This window comes from Nocardioides sp. LS1 (assembly GCF_003865225.1).
GTDB classification, from domain to species: domain Bacteria; phylum Actinomycetota; class Actinomycetes; order Propionibacteriales; family Nocardioidaceae; genus Nocardioides; species Nocardioides ginsengisegetis.
Window position 1 is genome coordinate 25,382 of record NZ_BIFF01000001.1, and the last position, 16,808, is coordinate 42,189.

Sequence of the window (16,808 nt, forward strand, 5' to 3'; positions counted from 1 at the left end):
CACAGATTCCTCGGACCACCGCGCGATCGATCGCTTACCGTGCAGAACGTGACGCTCCCGCCTGCGAACTGGTACACCGACCCCGACGGAGACGGGTTGCGGTACTGGGATGGTGTTCAGTGGACAGATCACCGCGCCCCCGGACCGGACGCGGTGCCCGCTCCGACCGCTACCGTCGTCCGGGCACGCTCTGGCCAGCGCCCGAGGTGGCGAAGCGGCTGGGTAATCGCAGCTGCGATATTCCTCCTGTTCGTCGTGATTGGCGCGATTGGCAACACGATCGACCCAGCCGACTCTGAGTCGACATCTACGAAGACGCCAAGCGCCGAACCCAGCAAGAGGCTGGCGGACGGCGCCTCCCCGACGCTGGTCCCGAGCACGTCCAAGCCGTCTCCGAGTCCTTCGAAGTCCACGTCTCCAACTCCGTCGACTACCCCTATACCCTCAGCGGCTCTGATCACTGGCTACGGAGCCACCAAGGACGACTGGCTCGCGACTCACGCGCAAGCACCTGGCTTCGACGACGGTTCGGCCTTCTTGCCATATGTAACGACAGAGGAGAGCGATTCGCAGCCGGAGTATGCGGGTGTCGACCTAGTCACGCCCGTGGTCAGCTACATCGTGAACCTGCCGAGCGGCACCTCCCTCGCAGAAGCAGAGGCAACTGCCTTGGCGGAGTTTCCACCAGGCGCCACGTTCGGCCACTGGGACAAAGGCGAGGCGGCCTGCTCGATCGCAACGATCAGGTCGCCGCCTGTCGAGCAGGTGATGCGAAGCCACGGCTGGGAGGACTGGGTTCCCGGAGTCGTTTTCTCTACGGTGACGGCAGATACCGATCAACTCGACCCCAATAACGTGACGAGTCTCAACATGATGCCAATCGAGGACGCGAAGAATCTCGGATTCTGCTGACCCGGGGCGTCGCGACGAAACGTCGTAGATCGGTGGACTGCGTCCGCAAGCGGCGGGAGGACGCGCCTGCGGATGGAGACAAAGACTGGTTCCGCACCTCTCGATGACGGTTCCGACGGATTCAGATCGGGTCCATTTAGTGTCCAGAAACCCCCGGTGCATCTCGGCAGTCGTCGGGTATCGTGAGGATCGTCAGAGTGGAGTTTCCCCCACGAAACAAGGGGAATACCGTGATTTTCAGACCTACCCAGTAGCACTCCGAAGGGCGCTGATTCCGCCCAGAGGTCGCAGGTTCAAATCCTGCCCCCGCTACGATGTGATGTCTCAAGACATCACGGAGGGCCGAACCCAAATCCTGTGGGTTCGGCCCTCCGGCGTTTTCTGGTTCGGATCGGTCAGTTGATCGGCTGGTAGCGCTTGTTCGGGTCCAGGGTGAGTTCGCGGAGGAGCTCGCCGGTGGCGGCGTCGACGATGCGGATCTGGAGGTCCTGGACGAGGATGATCACGCGGGTTCGGGCGTGGGTTCGGCCGATGCCGATGGAGTAGAGCCGGCCGCGGTAGCGCAGGGTGACCTTGCCGGACTTGTCGACGCGGTCGCGGCGGACGCGGTCGTGGGTGTCGTCGTCGCGGTCGCCGTTGCTCGGGGTCGCTTTGGGCCGGGTGGTGTAGACGGTGGCGGGGGTGGCTCGATGCTCCAGGGACCGGTGTGGCCGGTGGTCGTTGTACTCCTCGACGAAGGCGTCGAGGAGGGCCTGGAGGTCGTCGATGCTGGTCGGCTGGTCGGCTGGTCGGCTGGTCGGCTGGTCGGGCTGTGCGCGGAGCCACTTCTTCATCGTCTGCTGGAACCGGCAAACCCCTGAAACCGTAGAGGCTTGGGATTTGTGGCTCGGGGCAGCCGGCCAGCTCCCGGCCGGTGCCGTGGGGCCTCGCCCGGAGGCGGAGTCATGGCTGGCCGGAGGCCACCCGGAGGGCTCGGCCTTGACGCCGATGAGGACGAGGTCATGCTCGTGGCACGGGGGAGCTGGCGGCTCATGCTGCTGCCTCCGCGCTGGCGACGGGCTCGGTGCTGAGGGCGAGCTCGTAGGCGACCGGAGAGCGCATCCCGAGTGAGGAGTGGCGCCGGTCGTGGTTGTACTCCTCGATCCAGACCGCCAGCCGGCGACGGGCCTGGATCTTGGTGGTGAAGTGCTCGAGCTGGCGCAGCTCGAACTCCACGGTGGAGTGCCAGCTCTCGATGACCGCGTTGTCCAGCGCCGACCAGACCCGGCCCATCGACTGGGTGACCCCGACCCGACCGCAGGCGGCCCGGAAGGCCTGCGCGGTGTACTCGGCGAGTTCAACCAGTCGTTGCAACACCGGCCTGTTGGAGCGAGCGTAGCTGCTCCTCGAACACCTCTGCGGGCGTCTTCCAGCCGAGTACCTTGCGGGGCCGGTTGTTGAGCGCGTGGGCAACGGCCCGAGATCCTCAGCAGACCAGCGCGACAGGTCGGTCCCCTTGGGGAAGTACTGCCGCAGCAGCCCGTTGGTGTTCTCGTTGCTCGGCCGCTGCCACGGTGAGTGGGGATCGGCGAAGAAGACCTTCGTCCCGGTCTCCAACGCGAACAGCGCATGCCCGGAGAGCTCCTTGCCACGGTCCCACGTCAGTGTCTTGCGCAACTGCTCGGGCAGCTTGGTCATCGATGCCGTCAGCGCGTCGTTCATCGCGACGGCCCCGTAGCCGCCGAGCGATGGCCCGTTCTTCACATACGGCGTCTCGCCCCAACCCTCCATGCGCGGCAGGTGGACCAGGAGCGTGGAACGGCTACTGCGCTCCACGAGCGTCCCGATCGCCGACCGGCCGGTCCCGATGATCAGGTCGCCTTCCCAGTGGCCCGACGCACGTTTCCGGCGAGCCGGTCTTGGACGTACTCCCGCAGCCGCGGGTTCTCGACCAGCTTCGCGGTCTTGGGCCGCTTGGCCGCCTGCTGCGCCTTCCACTGCGCGACCACGGCGCGGTACTCCTGTTTCCCGCTACGAGTCGCGGCGTTGCGGCGCAGCTCGCGTGAGATGGTCCCGGGGTCACGCCCGATCGCGCGGGCGATCTCGCGCACGCCCCTGTTCTTCGCGCGCAGGATCGCGATCTCCTCGCGTTCCTCGAAGGTCAGGTAGCGGCCGGTGGGCTCGGCCAGCGAGATCGGCGCCATGCCGCCAGCGTGGCGAAACCAGCGGGCACCGACCGGCCACGACACACCCACCGCGAGCGATGCCTCCACTGTCGTGACCCCGGTCGCGATCTGCCGCCAGAACTGTCGCTGCACCACTCGCGAGGGATCTGGCCGACCGGGCGAGCGCATCGCCGGCCGCAGTGCTCGATCAGCACGCCATTGCCGCCGAAGCCCCTCGGGCACATCGCTGGTCTTCTTACTCCAGTCCTTCGTCGCCATCCCTGAACACCTCCGTGATCGAGGTGTTGCGACGACCGGTTGAATCCGCCCTCGCTGCCCTGGTCGGTGTGCATGATCACCTCGCCCAGGTTGTCCTTGCCGCCGCGGACCGCGACCGCCATCTGCAGTGCGGCCTCGGCGAGGTCGGCGTCGTGGTGTTCCCCGATACCGAACCCGACGATCCGGCGTGACCCCATGTCCAGCACGGAGTCCAGGTAGAGCTTGCCCTCGTCGGTGGGAACCTCGGTGCCGTCCCCGTACCACTTGTGGTTGAGCCGATCGGTGCCGAAGTTCCGGCCGATCAGGTCCGGTGCCCGCCACTTGCCCCGGCCCTGCCGGGTGGTCTGCTTGCGGCGCCGCTTGCGCCGAGCCGCCAGCCCGAGCTCGCGCATCAGGGCCGCGACGGTGTTCTCGCTGACCGTCCACCCCTCCTCGCGCAGGTCGGCGGTGATCCGTGGCGACCCGTACCGGCCGCGATGCTTGGCGAACAACTGAGGTTCCCCCCGGACCGTAGAGGCATCGACAATGAGGATCGAGATGCCAGAGAAGCGGAAGAAGTACGACCGGGAGTTCCGTGAGGGAGCTGTCCGGATCGTCGAAGAGACCGGGAAGCCGATCGCGCAGGTTGCGCGCGACCTCGGCGTGAACGAGGGCACGCTGGGCAACTGGGTGAACCGGGCCCGCGAGGCGGCCGAGGGCACCCGCGGGTTGTCGAAGGACGACCACGAGGAGCTCAAGCGGCTGCGCGCGGAGGTCGCTGAGCTCCGGATGGAGCGTGATGTCCTCAAGCGATCCGTGGTCCTGTGGGTGAAGGAGGCGACGAAGTGAGCGTGGCACGCTTCATCGCCGACCAGAGGACGAAGTACCGGGTGCCGCACACGGTGACCTGCCTGCTGCTCGGGGTCAGCCTGGCGTGGTTCTACAAATGGCTCGGCCGCGCTGAGTCGCCTGGTGCGGCGCGTGGCCTGCACACCAAGCGGGATCGCCGCCGCGACACCGTCGACCGCGCCGTCGCGGTGGCGTTCAAGAAGGCCCGCGGCCTGCACGGTTCACGACGTCTGGTCCACGACCTGCGCGATGGCGGGTGGACGGTGTCGGAGAAGACCGTCGCTGACTCGATGCGCCGCCAGGGCCTGGTCGCGCGGCGGATCAAGCGCAGGAACGGGCTCACCAAGCAGGACAAGACGGCACCGAAGTTCCCCGACCTGCTCAAGCGGGACTTCACTGCCGACCGGCCGAACGCCCGGTGGGTGGGCGATATGACCGAGATCCCCACGGCCGGCGGGAAGCTCTACCTGGCGACGGTGATCGATCTCTACTCGCGTCGTCTGCTCGGCGCCGCGACCGGGCTGCATCCCGACGCCGATCTGGCCTGTGCGGCGATCAAGATGGCCGTCGCGGCACGCGGTGGTGTCGACGCGGTCAACGAGCCGGGCTGGCGCGAGGATCAGTCCAAGCGGGTCATCTTCCACACCGACAGGGGCTCGACCTACACGGCGAACGCGTTCACCAAGCTGTGTCGCCAGCTCGGGGTCCGCCAGTCGATGGGGCGGGTCGGGTCGTGCTTCGACAATGCCGCCGCCGAGGCGTTCTTCAGCAGCCTGGAGTGGGAGGTTCTCTCACGCCACGAGTTCGAGAACACCCGCCAGGCCCAGGCCGTCGTCTTGGACTGGTGCTACGGGTTCTACAACCACCAGCGTCGGCACAGCGCTGCCGCCATGATGAGCCCGATCAGCTACGAGAACACCGTGGCCCCAAACCGGGAAGCCGCATAGGGAAGCCCTCCACGCTTCGGGGGGAACCACATCGCCCGCTCATCTCCTCAAAGGCGATGTCTCCACGCTACGAGGGGAAGCCCAAGGCGTCGATGAGTGTTTGGAGCTCGGCCAGCGTGCTCGGTTGGATCGGCTGGGCTCGGACCATCCCTATCGGTCTGTAGACCTGATGATCATCAATCGTGCAGGCGTTGAGCGACCCATGATGCGATTTGTGCGCGGGAGGTGAATCCCAGCTTCGTCAGAATGTTTTCGACGTGGGCTTCAGCCGTACGTTGCGAGATGACCAATCGGGCAGCGATCTCGCGGTTGCTCAGCCCTTCGGCCACCAGTGCGGCAATCTCGCGTTGGCGGCGCGTCAGCACCGGAGAGCCATGTGCCTGCGTCGTGCGCGGAATCGACTCCGATGAGACTCCCAAGGCATACGCCACGCCGTCATCGATCCCCATACGCGCACCCTCAGCGATCGACGAGGACAGCGCTTCGCGACCCAGCGCACCCTCGAGCGCTCGATGGCACTCCTCGTCGCGATCCTGAAGGTGCGGAAAGAAGGTGGCGCCGGTGAGGCGCCACAACGCCTCGGCGAAACCGAGAAGGCGAGCCGCCCGCGTGTGAGCTGCGCCGCTGGTCGCGACCCAGGTGAGCACTTCCACACAGTGCGCCATCCCCAAGTGGTCGCGCAGGACCTGCCTGAGTCGCAGACTCTCGCGCAGCTCCGTTTCAGCGCCCTGAAGGTCCCCCTCGTCGAACCGCACCACGCCACGCATCCAGTGCACGACCGACCGCCCGTAGCTCTCGGAGCAGGCCTCACTTGCTGCTTGGGCCTCCTGGAGGCACGTGTGAGCCTGGGCTGTGTGTCCCGCCAAGTGCTCAGCGAGCCCCCACCGAGCCAACGACATGGTGACGTCGAATCCATTGCCCAGCGAGCGATGCATCGCCGCGGCCTTCTCGCACAACGCTGACGCAGTGGCCCAGTCGCGACCCAGCAGTGCCGCGAAACCTTGGTACTCGACGGCGTGGGCCCGTCCATCGTCATCATCGAAATTGTTCGAGATCTCCTCACTGAGGCTGAGCTCGGAGACCGCCCCCGAAATGTCACCCTGGAAGAGACGCAAATAGGCATCGACCCACAACGCCTTCGCCCGCGCGGGGGAGGGCTCGGTGACCGCCTCCAGCGCCCTGGTCAAGAATGCGCGACCTTCACCGACGTAGCCGTTCAGCCAGTGAGGCCACATCGTCGCAGCGAGGCGCAAGCCAGCAGCCATCTGGTGTGGCTGACCGAGTGAGTAGGTCAGGGCCGCACGCAGGTTGTGATGCTCCTCGGTCGACCGTCGGAGCAGGTCGCTCTGGAGAGGACCGGACCAGCCCGCCTCGGTGTCTTCGGCAACGCGCTGGAAGTAGTCGCGGTGCCTCAATCTGAATGCCGCCTGCTCGTCGCCTTGCAATCGGGACAACCCGTACTGGCGAATGCTCTCGAGCATGCGATACCGCCGGCGTGGCTCAGTGGGTTGTGAAGACACCACGGATCGATCAACCAAGCCACCCATGCCGCGCAAAAAGGCCTCTTCCGGGAGTTGGTCGTCGATCACGGTGGCGGCGGCAGCATCGAGGTCGAAATCACCGGAGAACACCGCGAGTCGCGACCAAAGAGCTCGCTCGGTGGGTGAGCACAGGTCGTAGCTCCAGGCAAGGAGAGCCTCCAGGCTTCTTTGCCGCACCGGCGCGGAGTGGTCCTGGCCTGTCAGCAGCTGGAACCGGTCGTCGATGCGAGAGGCGATCTGTTCGGGTGAAAGCATCCTCAACCGCGTCGCAGCGAGCTCGAGGGCCAAGGGCAGACCGTCCAACGACCTGCATATCCGAACGACGGCGGCATAGTTGGCCGAGGTCACCTCGAAGTCCTGCGAGGCCGCTCGGCCCCGCTCGAGGAACAGGTTGATGGCCTCGTAATGGGCCAAGCCCTCTGACGGGGGACCCGGCTCCACATCCGGCTCGGGGAGCGACAACGGGCCGATGGCGAGCACATGCTCTCCCGCAATGCCCAGCGGTTGAGCGGAAGTGACGATCACCCGCAAGCGGGGAGCGGTGCGTAACAATCTCGCCAGCAGGCCGGCGATCGCGTCGAGAAGATGGTCGCAGTTGTCCAGCACCAGCAGTAGCTGTCGATCAGCGACATGGTCACCGAGCTCTGCTGCCGACCATCGGCCGGAGTGGTCACTCAAGCCGAGTGCGACACCGACCTGGCCCGTGACCAAGTCCCCGCCTTGCAGAGCGCTCAGGTCGACGAGCCACACACCGTCGGCGAACGCCCGCCGAACCTCGTGCGCGGCCCTGAGGGCGAGACGCGACTTCCCGACCCCCGCCATGCCCGTGACCGTCACGAGCCGCGCCGACTCCAGCATCTGCCTGAGACGAGCAACCTCTCGCCGACGGCCGACGAAGCTGCTCACCTCCGCCGGAAGATTGTCGCCATGGATGCGCACGTGGGTCGATGGCATGCCAGGTGTCACGCTTCAGCAAGATGCGGATCGTGCGTCGATGTGCCCGCGTTCACCACCCCAGAATAGGCGGCCGGTGCCGTCCCTGTCGGTGTCCTCCGGTCGCTCACTGGACGGCGTCTCGACAGCCGGCTCCGGCAGGACCTCGACGAGGATCTCGAGCGCTCGGGCGACCAACGGTCGAGTCTCATGGGTCCGTGTTGCGGCACACAGCTCGACGGTGGCGCCCTTGAGTGCGCAGTACCGCACGCCGGGCACCCCCAGCTTCGAGACGCCCTCGGGCACGACGGCGATGCCGAGTCCCGCAGCGACGAACGAGACCAGCGTCGACGTCTCCACGACCTCGTGACTCACCAGGGGAGTGAACCCGGCCGACTCGCACAGGTCGAGCACGAGCCGGTGCATGACGGACCCGCGTGAGCTGTGCACGACCAGCGGTTCTCGTTCGAGCGCGCGCACATCGATGCTCGGTCGAGCTGCGAGTGGATGGCTGTCGGGCACGGCGGCGACGAGCCGGTCGGACCGCAGCGGCCGCATCGTCAGTGCGGGCTCGTGGACCGGGGGACGGAGCAGCGCGATGTCGAGGTCGCCTGACCTCAGGGCGTCGACCTGGTCCACGACCAGCATCTCCCCCTGGATGGTGACCTCGACGTCCGGCTGAGCCGTGCGCAACGCCCGAGTGAAACGCGGCATCAAGTCGTACGTCGCCGAACCCACGCATCCGACGGTTAGCCGCCCCTCAAGCCCTTCGGCAACCCGACGTGACTGACGGCCGGCCACCTCCACCGCGTTCAGGATCGCGTGGGCGTGCTCGAGGTAGGCCCGGCCGCCGTCGGTCAGCTCCACGCGGCGCGTGGTCCGCGCGAACAGCGGGAAGCCGAGCTCCGCCTCGAGCTGCCTGATCTGCGTCGAGAGCGGCGGCTGGGCCATGTGCAGACGCTCGGCCGCCCGTCCGAAGTGCCGCTCCTCGGCTACCGCCACGAAGTAACGAAGATGCCGCAGTTCCACAGATTCAGATTTGCACAGTATTAATCCGAACGAAAGCAGTACTTCAGAATATGAGCGGCTGGTCCTAGGTTCAGGGTCATGCCCGACATCGTCATCTGCGAACCACTCAGGACGCCCGTCGGGGGTTTCGGCGGAGCGCTCGCCGCCCTCTCGGCCGCCGAGCTCGCCGGCACGGTCGTCGGCGAGCTTCTCCACCGCACCGGCCTCCACGCGCAGCACATCGACGACATCGTCCTGGGGCAGGCCTACGCGAACGGGGAGACTCCGGCGCTCGGTCGGATCGTCGCCCTCGACGCGGGGCTCGACCGGGTGCCGGGTGTCCAGGTCGACCGCCGCTGCGGATCGGGTCTTCAGGCCGTCCTCTACGCCGCCGGCCAGATCGCGACCAACAGCGCCGACCTCGTCATCGCCGGTGGCGCCGAGTCGATGTCGCAGGTCGAGCACTACGCGACCGGACTGCGCACGGGGAAGAGGCAGGGAGGGATCGAGCTCGTCGACCGGCTCGACCGGGCGCGGGAGACCGCGGGCGGGCGGAACCACCCCATCCCGGGCGGAATGCTGGAGACAGCGGAGAACCTGCGGCGCGCGTACGTCATCTCCCGAGACGACCAGGACGCGTTCGCGCTCCAGTCGCACCAGCGAGCGACCGCGGCCATGGCCGCTGGGCGATTCGATGACGAGCTCGTCCCGGTGGCACTTCGCGGGGAGGCAGGCCTCGTCCGTGACGACGAGCACCCGAGGCCGAACCTCACCCTCGAGGACCTGGCGAAGCTTCGACCGGTGCGCCGACGAGCGGACCCGGCCGCAACCGTGACCGCGGGCAATGCCAGCGGGCAGAACGACGGGGCAGCGGGTTGCATCGTGACGACGCTGGACAACGCCCGGCGCCATGGACTCCGCCCCCTGCTCGCGCTCAGGGCGGCGGCGGTGACCGGGGTGCGGCCGGAGACGATGGGCATCGGCCCGGTGAGCGCGACCCAGGTCGCGCTCGGGCGGGCCGGCCTCACCTTGGACGACCTCGACGTCATCGAGCTGAACGAGGCGTTCGCGGCCCAGGTCCTCGCCTGCCTCCGCGAGTGGGACGTCGACCCGGGCGACCCGCGACTGAACCCCAACGGGTCCGGCATCTCGCTCGGGCACCCGGTCGGAGCCACCGGGGCGCGCATCCTGGCGTCGCTCGCGCACGAGATGGAGCGGCGCGAGGCGCGGTACGGGCTCGAGACGCTCTGCATCGGCGGCGGCCAGGGCATCGCCGCCGTCTTCGAGCGGGTGGCCCGATGAGCGTCGACAAGGTCGTCGCCAGCGCGGCAGCAGCGGTCGCCGACGTCGAGTCCGGATCGAGCCTCGCCGTCGGCGGCTTCGGGCTCTCCGGCGTACCCACGACGCTCATCGACGCTCTGCTGGCCGGAGGAGCTGACGACCTGCGCATCGTGTCGAACAACTGCGGGGTCGACCAGGGAGGCCTCGGGCTCCTCCTCGAGAACGGCAGGATCAGCCGCGTCATCGCGTCGTACGTCGGTGAGAACAAGGAGTTCGCCCGCCGGTACCTCGCCGGAGAGCTCACCGTGGAGCTCACCCCGCAAGGCACGCTCGCCGAGCGCCTGCGCGCCGGCGGCGCCGGCATCGGGGCCTTCTTCACCCCCACCGGAGCCGGAACCCTCGTCGCCGAGGGCGGTCTCCCGTGGCGCTACCACGTCGACGGATCCGTCGCCCTCGCGTCCCCGCCCAAAGAGGTCCGCGACTTCCACGGAACGACCATGGTCCTCGAGGAGGCCATCACCACCGACTACGCCCTCGTCCGGGTCGCCGTCGCCGACAGGGCCGGCAACTGCGTCTTCCGCGGAGCCGCCCAGAACTTCAACCGGGCCGCCGCCACGGCGGGACGCGTCACCATCGTCGAGGCCGAGTCCGTGGTAGAGGTGGGTGCCCTGGACCCCGCCGAGATCGACCTCCCGGGCATCTACGTCAACCGGGTCGTGGCGCTGACACCCGCCCAGGCCGCGGCGAAGGGGATCGAGAAGCGCACCACGCGCGGCCACCGTCCCGGCACGAGCGCGGCACCTGAACGCCTGACCGAGAGCGAGAGTGCCTGACATGCCGTGGACCAGGGACCAGATGGCCGCGCGGGCGGCGCGCGAGCTCGCGCACGGGCAGTACGTGAACCTCGGGATCGGGCTTCCCACGCTCATCCCGGAGCACCTCGACCCGGACTCCGGAGTCACGCTCCACTCCGAGAACGGAGTGCTCGGCGTGGGGCCGTTCCCGTACGACGACGAGGTCGACCCCGACCTCATCAACGCCGGGAAGCAGACCATCACCGTCAACCCCGGCGCCTCCTTCTTCGACTCCGCAGAAAGCTTCGCCATGATCCGCGGCGGTCACATCGACGTCGCCGTCCTCGGCGGCATGCAGGTGTCGATGGACGGCGATCTCGCCAACTGGATGGTCCCCGGCTCGATGGTCAAGGGGATGGGCGGCGCCATGGACCTCGTGTCTGGGGCTCGGCGCGTCGTCGTCCTGATGGAGCACACCACGCGTGACGGAAGCGCCAAGCTCGTGAAGGCGTGCGACCTGCCGCTCACCGGCAGAGGCGTGGTCTCCCGGGTCGTCACCGACCTCGCGGTCCTCGACGTCGCCGGTGACGGGTTCGAGCTCGTGGACCTGGCCCCGGGGGTGACCGTGGCTCACGTCGCCGCGGCGACCGACGCGCCCGTGCGGGGGTAGTCAGCTCAGCACGGCCCGTCAGGTCGGAGCATCGGGGGCGTGACGTCATCGCCCACCGCCGAATCGATGGCCTCGGCGACCGACATCGCCCAGGCGTCGCGTCCGAGGTCCGCGGTGCACTGCACAGCGACCGGAAGGCCCTCGGCCACGCCCACAGGCACCACGCACGAGGGCAGCCCCGTAAGACTCTGTAGTGCCGCATCGGTCATGACGCCAGTACGGAACGCGGTCTCGACCTCAGGCGAACGGTCCTCGACCTTACGAGGCGGCACGTGGACGATCGGACCGACCAGGACGTCGACGTTCTGCATGAGTCGCCGAACCTTCGCCGTCAACTCGCTCCGCTGCTCCATGGCACGCTCGTAATCAGCGTCGCTCAACCGACCTGCATACTCCAACCGCTGGCGGACGTCAGCCCCGTATCGCCCTGCCTGGCTCGGCCACGTTCCCCGTGACCGGTGAGTGCGCAGTCCCTCGGCGAGGACGATCGTCGACATGAGCGCATACGGGTCGAACGCCGGGAGGGCGGCGTCCAGCTCGACGACCTCGAACCGTGGGTCGGTCCTCAGCAGGTCCACTGCCAGCTGCACGGCGGCCCTGCCCGTCTCCTGCCCTCCCGTGCCCTGGACGGCCGCCACCCGAAGCCGCTTCTGCCCCGCGTCGTCGTACGAGAGGCCGGGGTTGAGCACCTGCGCCACCAAGCGGAGGTCCGCGACCGTGCGAGCCATCGGACCGACCGTGTCCAAGGTCGGGGCCAACGCGTGCACGCCGATCGCACTGACCGACTCGTAGGTCGGCCGAAGGCCCGCGACCCCGCACAGGGCCGCCGGGATGCGGATGGAGCCGGCGGTGTCGGTGCCGATGGCGACGGGGCAGAAGCCGGCCGCCAGGGCGGCGGCCGAACCCCCGCTGGAGCCGCCGGGGACACGGGTGGGGTCCCACGGGTTGCGCGTCGGCCCGAAGTGCGGGTTGTCCGTGGTGACACCCCACGCGAACTCGTGGGTGGCGGTCTTGCCGATGATGACGGCACCTGCGTCGAGGAGGCGTTGGACGACCTCCGCGTTGGCTCCCGGCTGGTGCCCTCGGTAGATGGCGGCCCCGTACGTCGTCGGCAGGAAGTCGGTGTCGATGAGGTCCTTGACGGCCACCGGGACGCCTTCGAGTGGCCGCGCTCGGCCTGACGCGATGCGGTGCGCGGAGTACTCGGCGTGCAGCCGAGCGAAGACGTTCACGGAGGTGAACGAGTTCAGCTGGTCGTCGAGGCCGTTGATCCGCTCGAGCAGCGCGTCGGCGACCTCCGGTGGGCTGAACGCACCCGAGGTGAAGCCGGCAATCAGAGAGGAAGCCGACAGCCGGTGAAGGTCAGGCGGCCTGTCGGGCATAACGGCTCAGGAAGACGTCAACACCGGCGACGATCAGGCGGTCCTTCAGCTCGTCGCTCAGCGGGCTTCCGTAACCGCCGTAGACGAGGTTCGGAGAGACCACCAGGCCGGAGAGCTGGAGGACCGCGAGGTCGATGTCCTCGATGACCAGGTCCCCTCGTTCGACCAACCGGCTCAGGGCTTCGGCGATGACCGGGTGAAACCGCAGCGGGCCGCGCGTCTGCCACGCATGACCGAGCTCCGGAAAGCGCCGGAGCTCGCCCACGACGACGGCGCGGAGGTCCATCACCACGGGCGCGGCGATGCCGGCCACCCAGGCGCGGCAGGCGTTGATCAGGTCGCCGCGCAGGTCTTCGGTGTCGGCGAGGCGCCGCTCGACGATCTGCACACCATTCTTGAGGGCCTCGTCGAGCTCGTGATTGATGATGGCGATGAAGAGCGCCTCTTTGCTGCCGAAGTGGTTGTAGACCGTCACCTTCGAGACGCCGGCTTCCGCCGCCACCGTGTCCATGCTGACGCCGTAGCCGTTCGCGAGGAACGTCTCGCGTGCCGCGGCGACGATCGCTGCACGCTTCTCCTCCGCCCGTCGCCCACCAGGACGCCGAACCTCAGCAACCTCGCTCGTGCTTCCACTCTTGGCCGGCATTCGACTCCATCGCCCTTCCTGACTCGCGGACCCCCGCTGAACACGCAACTGTACCCGGTCGTACAGTCTTGGGCGAGCCGAAACGCCCGAGAGGGCCGTGGCGGGGCTAGCTTTGGGCTAGCTCGGGCTAGCTCAGGGGTGCCAGCACCTCTCGGCGTAGCACGGTCCGCGGAAGCGGCGTCGAGAGGATGAGGGTGGTCGACGCTCGGCTCCATCGTGCGAGCCGGTCGATGAGGTTCTCGAGATGCTCGACGTCGCGGGCGTACGCGATGAGCACCGAGCAGTCGTCGCCGCTCACCCGGTGCATCTCGACGATCTCCGGGAACAGGTCCGGGTCCAGCTCCCGCCTGACGCACTTGATCGTGTTCTCGCACCCCATCCGGATGATCGCCCGGATCCCCAGCCCGACAGCCTGGGGGTCCACCACGGCGGTGTACCCGACGATCACCCCGGACTGCTCCAGGCGCTTGACCCGCTCCGCGGTCGCCGGCGCCGACAGGGAGATCTGGCGAGCGAGCTCTCGAATGGAGATCCGGCCATCTCGCTGGAGGAGCTCGACGATGCTCCAGTCAATGTCGTCCACAACCCGATGTTAGGCGAACTGTGTTGAAGACGAACCATTCGTAAGGCCAGAGCCCGCTCGCGCCCGACAGTTGCGTATGTCTACCCGCCAAACACCCGACTAGCGTTGATGGCGTGTCCGACACCTGGTCCGCGCTCGAGCGCGAGTACTCGCCCAGCAGCATGGTCGACAGCCTCGAGGTTCTCGAGGCCGAATACCGCACGATGAGCGAAGCGGTCCGCGGCAAGATCTCGCCCACCACCCTCCAATTCGGCTCCTCCGCCGACGAGGTGCTCGACCTGTTCGTCCCGCCGCGCGCGAACACCGGCATCCTCCACGTGTTCCTCCACGGCGGGTACTGGCAGGCGCTCAGCAAGGACGACGCGAGCTTCCCGGCCCAGTGGTTCAACGCCCGCGGCGACTCCTACGCCGCGGTGAACTACACCCTGGCTCCGCACGCGAGCCTCGAGGCGATCGTCGAGCAGTGCCGCGACGCCGTCGCGTGGCTCTTCCTGAACGCGGATCAGCTCGGCTTCGCCCCTGGCCGCATCATCCTCTCCGGCTCCTCGGCCGGTGCCCACCTCGCGGCCATGGTCGCCATCACCGATTGGGAGTCCCGAGGGGTCGCCGGCAATCCGGTCAAGGGTGTCGTCCTGCTCTCCGGGGTCTACGAGCTCAGCCCACTCCTCAGCACCTACATCAACGACGCCGTGCGGCTGACGCTCGAGAGCGCGCTCGAGCTCAGCCCCCTGCTCCTGGTCCAGGACCGGCAGATCAGCACGCCGGCGATCCTCGCGTGGGGCGAGCACGAGACCGACACCTTCAAGCGCGAGAGCCGGGCGATGGCCGCGGCGCTCGCTCGCTCCGGCGCCGAGGTGACCGAGCTCGAGATCGCGGGCCGCAACCACTTCGACCTCGTGCACGACCTGGCAGACCCGAGCACCGGCCTCGGCCGTGAAGTTCTTGAGAAGGAAAGGAAATGGACAGATGGCAGCACCGATTGAGCCGCGCAACCTGGACGTCGCAACCGAGGCGGTCCGAGCAGCGCAGTCCGCGTCGACCGGCGGGAAGCCGATGCTCGACTTCGAAGGGGAGAGCACTCCGTACATCGACTACCAGTCGATCGACGTGCTGCTCTCGCTCCAGCACCCGAGGAGCCCCTCCCACGAGGAGATGACGTTCTACGTCGCCGGCCAGGTCATGGAGCTGCTCTTCAAGCTGACCGTCAACGAGGTCCAGGAGGCTCAGCGCCAGCTGGACAAGGACAACTTCGGCGCCGCGATGAAGTACATCCGCCGCGTCAAGGAGATCCTGACCCTGCTGCGTGGCCTCTGGCCGATGCTCGACACGCTCACGCCGAACGACTTCAACTCGTTCCGCGACTACCTCGGCACCTCCTCGGGCTTCCAGTCCTACATGTACCGCGCCCTCGAGTTCAGCCTCGGGAACAAGAACGAGCACATGCTCAAGCCGCACCAGGGCGTGCCGGTCATCTACCCGGCCCTCGTCGAGGTGTTCGAGGCTCCCAGCCTGTGGGACACCGCGAACGCTGCCCTCAAGCGCAACGGCTTCGACATCGAGCAGGCCTACCTGGACCGGGACGTCACCGCCGGCTACCAGCCCGATGCGTCCGTCACCGCGGCCTGGCTCTCCATCTACCGGAAGAACGACCCGGAGGACGTCTTCTTCCAGCTCGGTGAAGCCCTGATGGAGGTCGCAGACGCCTTCAGCCACTGGCGGATGAAGCACCTCCTCACCGTCGAGCGCATCATCGGCTTCAAGATCGGGACCGGTGGAACGTCCGGCGTCGAGTGGCTCCGCGCCATCGTGAACCACCGGTTCTTCCCCGAGCTCTGGGAAGTCCGCACGGAGCTTCCGTAGAACGACGACGAACCCAGGGGTGCCGGCCGAGTCAAGAGACTCGGCCGGCACTCGCTCGTTCATGGCCAACGTCGTGCGGGTCGTCTTGGGCTGAAGCTCCTACGCGGTGCGGGTCAGAAGGAGGACCGGGATCGTACGGATTCCCTCGGTCTTCTCCGCGTAGTCCGCGAACCCGGGATAGAGGGCAGCCTGCTCGGCGTAGACGCGGTCCCGCTCGGCGCCGGACAGTTCAGTGACTGAAACCGCGAAGGTCTCGGTACCGACCTCGACCGTGGCGGAGCCGGCGGCGACCAGGTTGTAGTACCAGGCTGGGTTCTCTGCGAACCCCGAGTTGGTGGCAAAGACGTACAAGGTGCCATCCGCGCCGGGCAGGTACATCATCGGGCTCACGTGCGGAGTGCCGGAGCGGCGGCCGACGTGGTGGACGAGCACCATCGGAGTCCCTTCGAACGGGCCCGAGACCCGCCCCTGGTTGGCGCGGAACTCTGCGATGACGCGGTTGTTGTAGTCGTTCACGACTGCCTCCCCTGGAGCGTGGTCAGTGCGACGACGGGGATCCGCCGGTCGGTGCGAGCTTCGTAGTCCTTGAAGTCGGGCCAGTCCGCCGCCTGGAGGGCGTAGAGCCGATCGCGTTCCTCGCCCTCGACCTCGACTGCCCTCACGATCTCGATCGCACCGGCGACCTCGATGGTCGCCACGCCGGCCGCCATCAGGTTGCCGAACCAGACCGGGTTCTCGGGCAGGCCGGAGTGCGAGGCGATGATGATCCGTCGCCCTCGGTCCTCGCGGTACATGACCATGTTGACCCGGTCGTGCCCGTCCTCCGCGTCGTTGGTGTGCAGGACGAGGAGAGGGATCCCGGTGAACTCGCCGCCGACCAGGCCGTCGTTCCGGCGGAACTCGTCGATGAGTGCGGCGGCCTTCGCGTCCCACTCGGCCGGGGACATGGTCATGGCTGCTCCTCGCGTGCGGCGGCGAATCGATCTGTACTTGATAGTAC

At 67.7% G+C, this 16,808-nt stretch carries 17 protein-coding genes and 2 pseudogenes; 8 read left to right on the plus strand and 11 right to left on the minus strand.

What is annotated here, in order from left to right; genetic code table 11:
• Positions 1–48: 48 nt before the first annotated feature.
• Positions 49–912: a DUF2510 domain-containing protein gene (locus EJF31_RS22020; protein ID WP_221767393.1), complete on the plus strand. Its 864-nt coding sequence runs from the start codon at positions 49–51 to the stop codon at positions 910–912.
• 395 nt (positions 913–1,307) lie between these two features.
• Here EJF31_RS22020 and EJF31_RS00125 read toward each other — a convergent pair whose 3' ends face one another.
• The 4 genes and pseudogenes from EJF31_RS00125 to EJF31_RS22220 all read right to left on the minus strand — a co-directional run.
• Entirely contained in the window at positions 1,308–1,901 is a 594-nt protein-coding gene (locus EJF31_RS00125) for an integrase core domain-containing protein (protein ID WP_260430609.1), read from the minus strand.
• A gap of 40 nt (positions 1,902–1,941) precedes the next feature.
• Positions 1,942–2,268, minus strand: coding sequence for an integrase core domain-containing protein (locus EJF31_RS00130; RefSeq protein WP_185736085.1), 327 nt, complete (start codon positions 2,266–2,268; stop codon positions 1,942–1,944).
• A pseudogene (locus EJF31_RS00135) lies at positions 2,249–3,335 on the minus strand (IS30 family transposase). Before EJF31_RS00135 ends, EJF31_RS00130 begins: the two are co-directional and overlap by 20 nt.
• Positions 3,336–3,352: 17 nt before the next feature.
• Positions 3,353–3,991 (minus strand): annotated as a pseudogene (locus EJF31_RS22220) (IS3 family transposase); the annotation flags it as partial.
• Here EJF31_RS22220 and EJF31_RS00145 point away from each other — a divergent pair.
• Complete coding sequence (locus EJF31_RS00145; RefSeq protein WP_125035098.1) at positions 3,873–4,163, plus strand: transposase; 291 nt, start codon at positions 3,873–3,875, stop codon at positions 4,161–4,163. The pseudogene EJF31_RS22220 and the gene EJF31_RS00145 overlap by 119 nt on opposite strands.
• Positions 4,160–5,110 carry an IS3 family transposase gene (locus tag EJF31_RS00150; RefSeq protein WP_125035099.1) on the plus strand — a complete coding sequence of 317 codons (951 nt, stop codon included), beginning with the start codon at positions 4,160–4,162 and terminating at the stop codon, positions 5,108–5,110. The genes EJF31_RS00145 and EJF31_RS00150 overlap by 4 nt, the downstream gene beginning before the upstream one ends.
• A 176-nt stretch (positions 5,111–5,286) precedes the next feature.
• Here the strand turns inward: EJF31_RS00150 and EJF31_RS22225 are convergent, their stop codons facing one another.
• Both EJF31_RS22225 and EJF31_RS00160 read right to left on the minus strand, forming a co-directional pair.
• Positions 5,287–7,605 carry a LuxR C-terminal-related transcriptional regulator gene (locus EJF31_RS22225; RefSeq protein WP_125035100.1) on the minus strand — a complete coding sequence of 773 codons (2,319 nt, stop codon included), beginning with the start codon at positions 7,603–7,605 and terminating at the stop codon, positions 5,287–5,289.
• A 15-nt stretch (positions 7,606–7,620) separates the two neighbouring features.
• Positions 7,621–8,808 (minus strand): LysR substrate-binding domain-containing protein, encoded by a 1,188-nt coding sequence (locus EJF31_RS00160; RefSeq protein WP_260430555.1) that lies wholly within the window; start codon positions 8,806–8,808, stop codon positions 7,621–7,623.
• On the opposite strand from EJF31_RS00160, the gene EJF31_RS00165 reads away from it, so the two are divergent.
• The 3 genes from EJF31_RS00165 to EJF31_RS00175 are packed head-to-tail and all read left to right on the plus strand — an operon-like array spanning position 8,692 to position 11,337.
• Positions 8,692–9,894 carry an acetyl-CoA C-acetyltransferase gene (locus tag EJF31_RS00165; protein WP_125035101.1) on the plus strand — a complete coding sequence of 401 codons (1,203 nt, stop codon included), beginning with the start codon at positions 8,692–8,694 and terminating at the stop codon, positions 9,892–9,894. The genes EJF31_RS00160 and EJF31_RS00165 overlap by 117 nt on opposite strands.
• Positions 9,891–10,706 carry a CoA transferase subunit A gene (locus EJF31_RS00170; protein WP_125035102.1) on the plus strand — a complete coding sequence of 272 codons (816 nt, stop codon included), beginning with the start codon at positions 9,891–9,893 and terminating at the stop codon, positions 10,704–10,706. The genes EJF31_RS00165 and EJF31_RS00170 overlap by 4 nt, the downstream gene beginning before the upstream one ends.
• A 1-nt stretch (position 10,707) precedes the next feature.
• Entirely contained in the window at positions 10,708–11,337 is a 630-nt protein-coding gene (locus EJF31_RS00175; RefSeq protein ID WP_125035103.1) for a 3-oxoacid CoA-transferase subunit B, read from the plus strand.
• Between the two features lie 5 nt (positions 11,338–11,342).
• On the opposite strand, the gene EJF31_RS00180 is transcribed toward EJF31_RS00175, so the two are convergent.
• The 3 genes from EJF31_RS00180 to EJF31_RS00190 all read right to left on the minus strand — a co-directional run bounded on the left by EJF31_RS00180 (position 11,343) and on the right by EJF31_RS00190 (position 13,948).
• Positions 11,343–12,719: an amidase gene (locus EJF31_RS00180; RefSeq protein WP_125035104.1), complete on the minus strand. Its 1,377-nt coding sequence runs from the start codon at positions 12,717–12,719 to the stop codon at positions 11,343–11,345.
• Positions 12,700–13,365: a TetR/AcrR family transcriptional regulator gene (locus EJF31_RS00185; protein ID WP_125035105.1), complete on the minus strand. Its 666-nt coding sequence runs from the start codon at positions 13,363–13,365 to the stop codon at positions 12,700–12,702. Before EJF31_RS00185 ends, EJF31_RS00180 begins: the two co-directional genes overlap by 20 nt.
• A gap of 127 nt (positions 13,366–13,492) precedes the next feature.
• A complete protein-coding gene (locus EJF31_RS00190; protein WP_125035106.1) occupies positions 13,493–13,948 on the minus strand; it encodes an Lrp/AsnC family transcriptional regulator in 456 nt (151 codons plus the stop codon).
• 113 nt (positions 13,949–14,061) lie between these two features.
• Between EJF31_RS00190 and EJF31_RS00195 the strand changes: the two genes are divergently transcribed.
• Positions 14,062–14,931 carry an alpha/beta hydrolase gene (locus EJF31_RS00195; protein ID WP_221767395.1) on the plus strand — a complete coding sequence of 290 codons (870 nt, stop codon included), beginning with the start codon at positions 14,062–14,064 and terminating at the stop codon, positions 14,929–14,931.
• The gene (locus EJF31_RS00200; RefSeq protein ID WP_125035107.1) at positions 14,915–15,808 is read left to right on the plus strand and encodes a tryptophan 2,3-dioxygenase; all 894 of its coding nucleotides are present in this window, start codon (positions 14,915–14,917) and stop codon (positions 15,806–15,808) included. The genes EJF31_RS00195 and EJF31_RS00200 overlap by 17 nt, the downstream gene beginning before the upstream one ends.
• A gap of 99 nt (positions 15,809–15,907) precedes the next feature.
• On the opposite strand, the gene EJF31_RS00205 is transcribed toward EJF31_RS00200, so the two are convergent.
• Both EJF31_RS00205 and EJF31_RS00210 read right to left on the minus strand, forming a co-directional pair.
• Complete coding sequence (locus EJF31_RS00205; protein ID WP_125035108.1) at positions 15,908–16,324, minus strand: nitroreductase family deazaflavin-dependent oxidoreductase; 417 nt, start codon at positions 16,322–16,324, stop codon at positions 15,908–15,910.
• Positions 16,321–16,761, minus strand: a complete 441-nt coding sequence (locus EJF31_RS00210; RefSeq protein WP_221767396.1) for a nitroreductase/quinone reductase family protein — start codon at positions 16,759–16,761, stop codon at positions 16,321–16,323. The genes EJF31_RS00205 and EJF31_RS00210 overlap by 4 nt, the downstream gene beginning before the upstream one ends.
• Between the last annotated feature and the right edge of the window lie 47 nt (positions 16,762–16,808).

Excerpts from the sequence above, each read along its gene's own strand:
- EJF31_RS00165 (WP_125035101.1), top strand. The coding sequence starts at position 8,692 with ATGCCCGACATCGTCATCTGCGAACCACTCAGGACGCCCGTCGGGGGT.
- EJF31_RS00210 (WP_221767396.1), bottom strand. The coding sequence starts at position 16,761 with ATGACCATGTCCCCGGCCGAGTGGGACGCGAAGGCCGCCGCACTCATC.
- EJF31_RS00175 (WP_125035103.1), top strand. The coding sequence starts at position 10,708 with ATGCCGTGGACCAGGGACCAGATGGCCGCGCGGGCGGCGCGCGAGCTC.
- EJF31_RS00170 (WP_125035102.1), top strand. The coding sequence starts at position 9,891 with ATGAGCGTCGACAAGGTCGTCGCCAGCGCGGCAGCAGCGGTCGCCGAC.
- EJF31_RS00185 (WP_125035105.1), bottom strand. The coding sequence starts at position 13,365 with ATGCCGGCCAAGAGTGGAAGCACGAGCGAGGTTGCTGAGGTTCGGCGT.
- EJF31_RS00200 (WP_125035107.1), top strand. The coding sequence starts at position 14,915 with ATGGCAGCACCGATTGAGCCGCGCAACCTGGACGTCGCAACCGAGGCG.
- EJF31_RS00180 (WP_125035104.1), bottom strand. The coding sequence starts at position 12,719 with ATGCCCGACAGGCCGCCTGACCTTCACCGGCTGTCGGCTTCCTCTCTG.
- EJF31_RS22225 (WP_125035100.1), bottom strand. The coding sequence starts at position 7,605 with ATGCCATCGACCCACGTGCGCATCCATGGCGACAATCTTCCGGCGGAG.
- EJF31_RS00145 (WP_125035098.1), top strand. The coding sequence starts at position 3,873 with ATGCCAGAGAAGCGGAAGAAGTACGACCGGGAGTTCCGTGAGGGAGCT.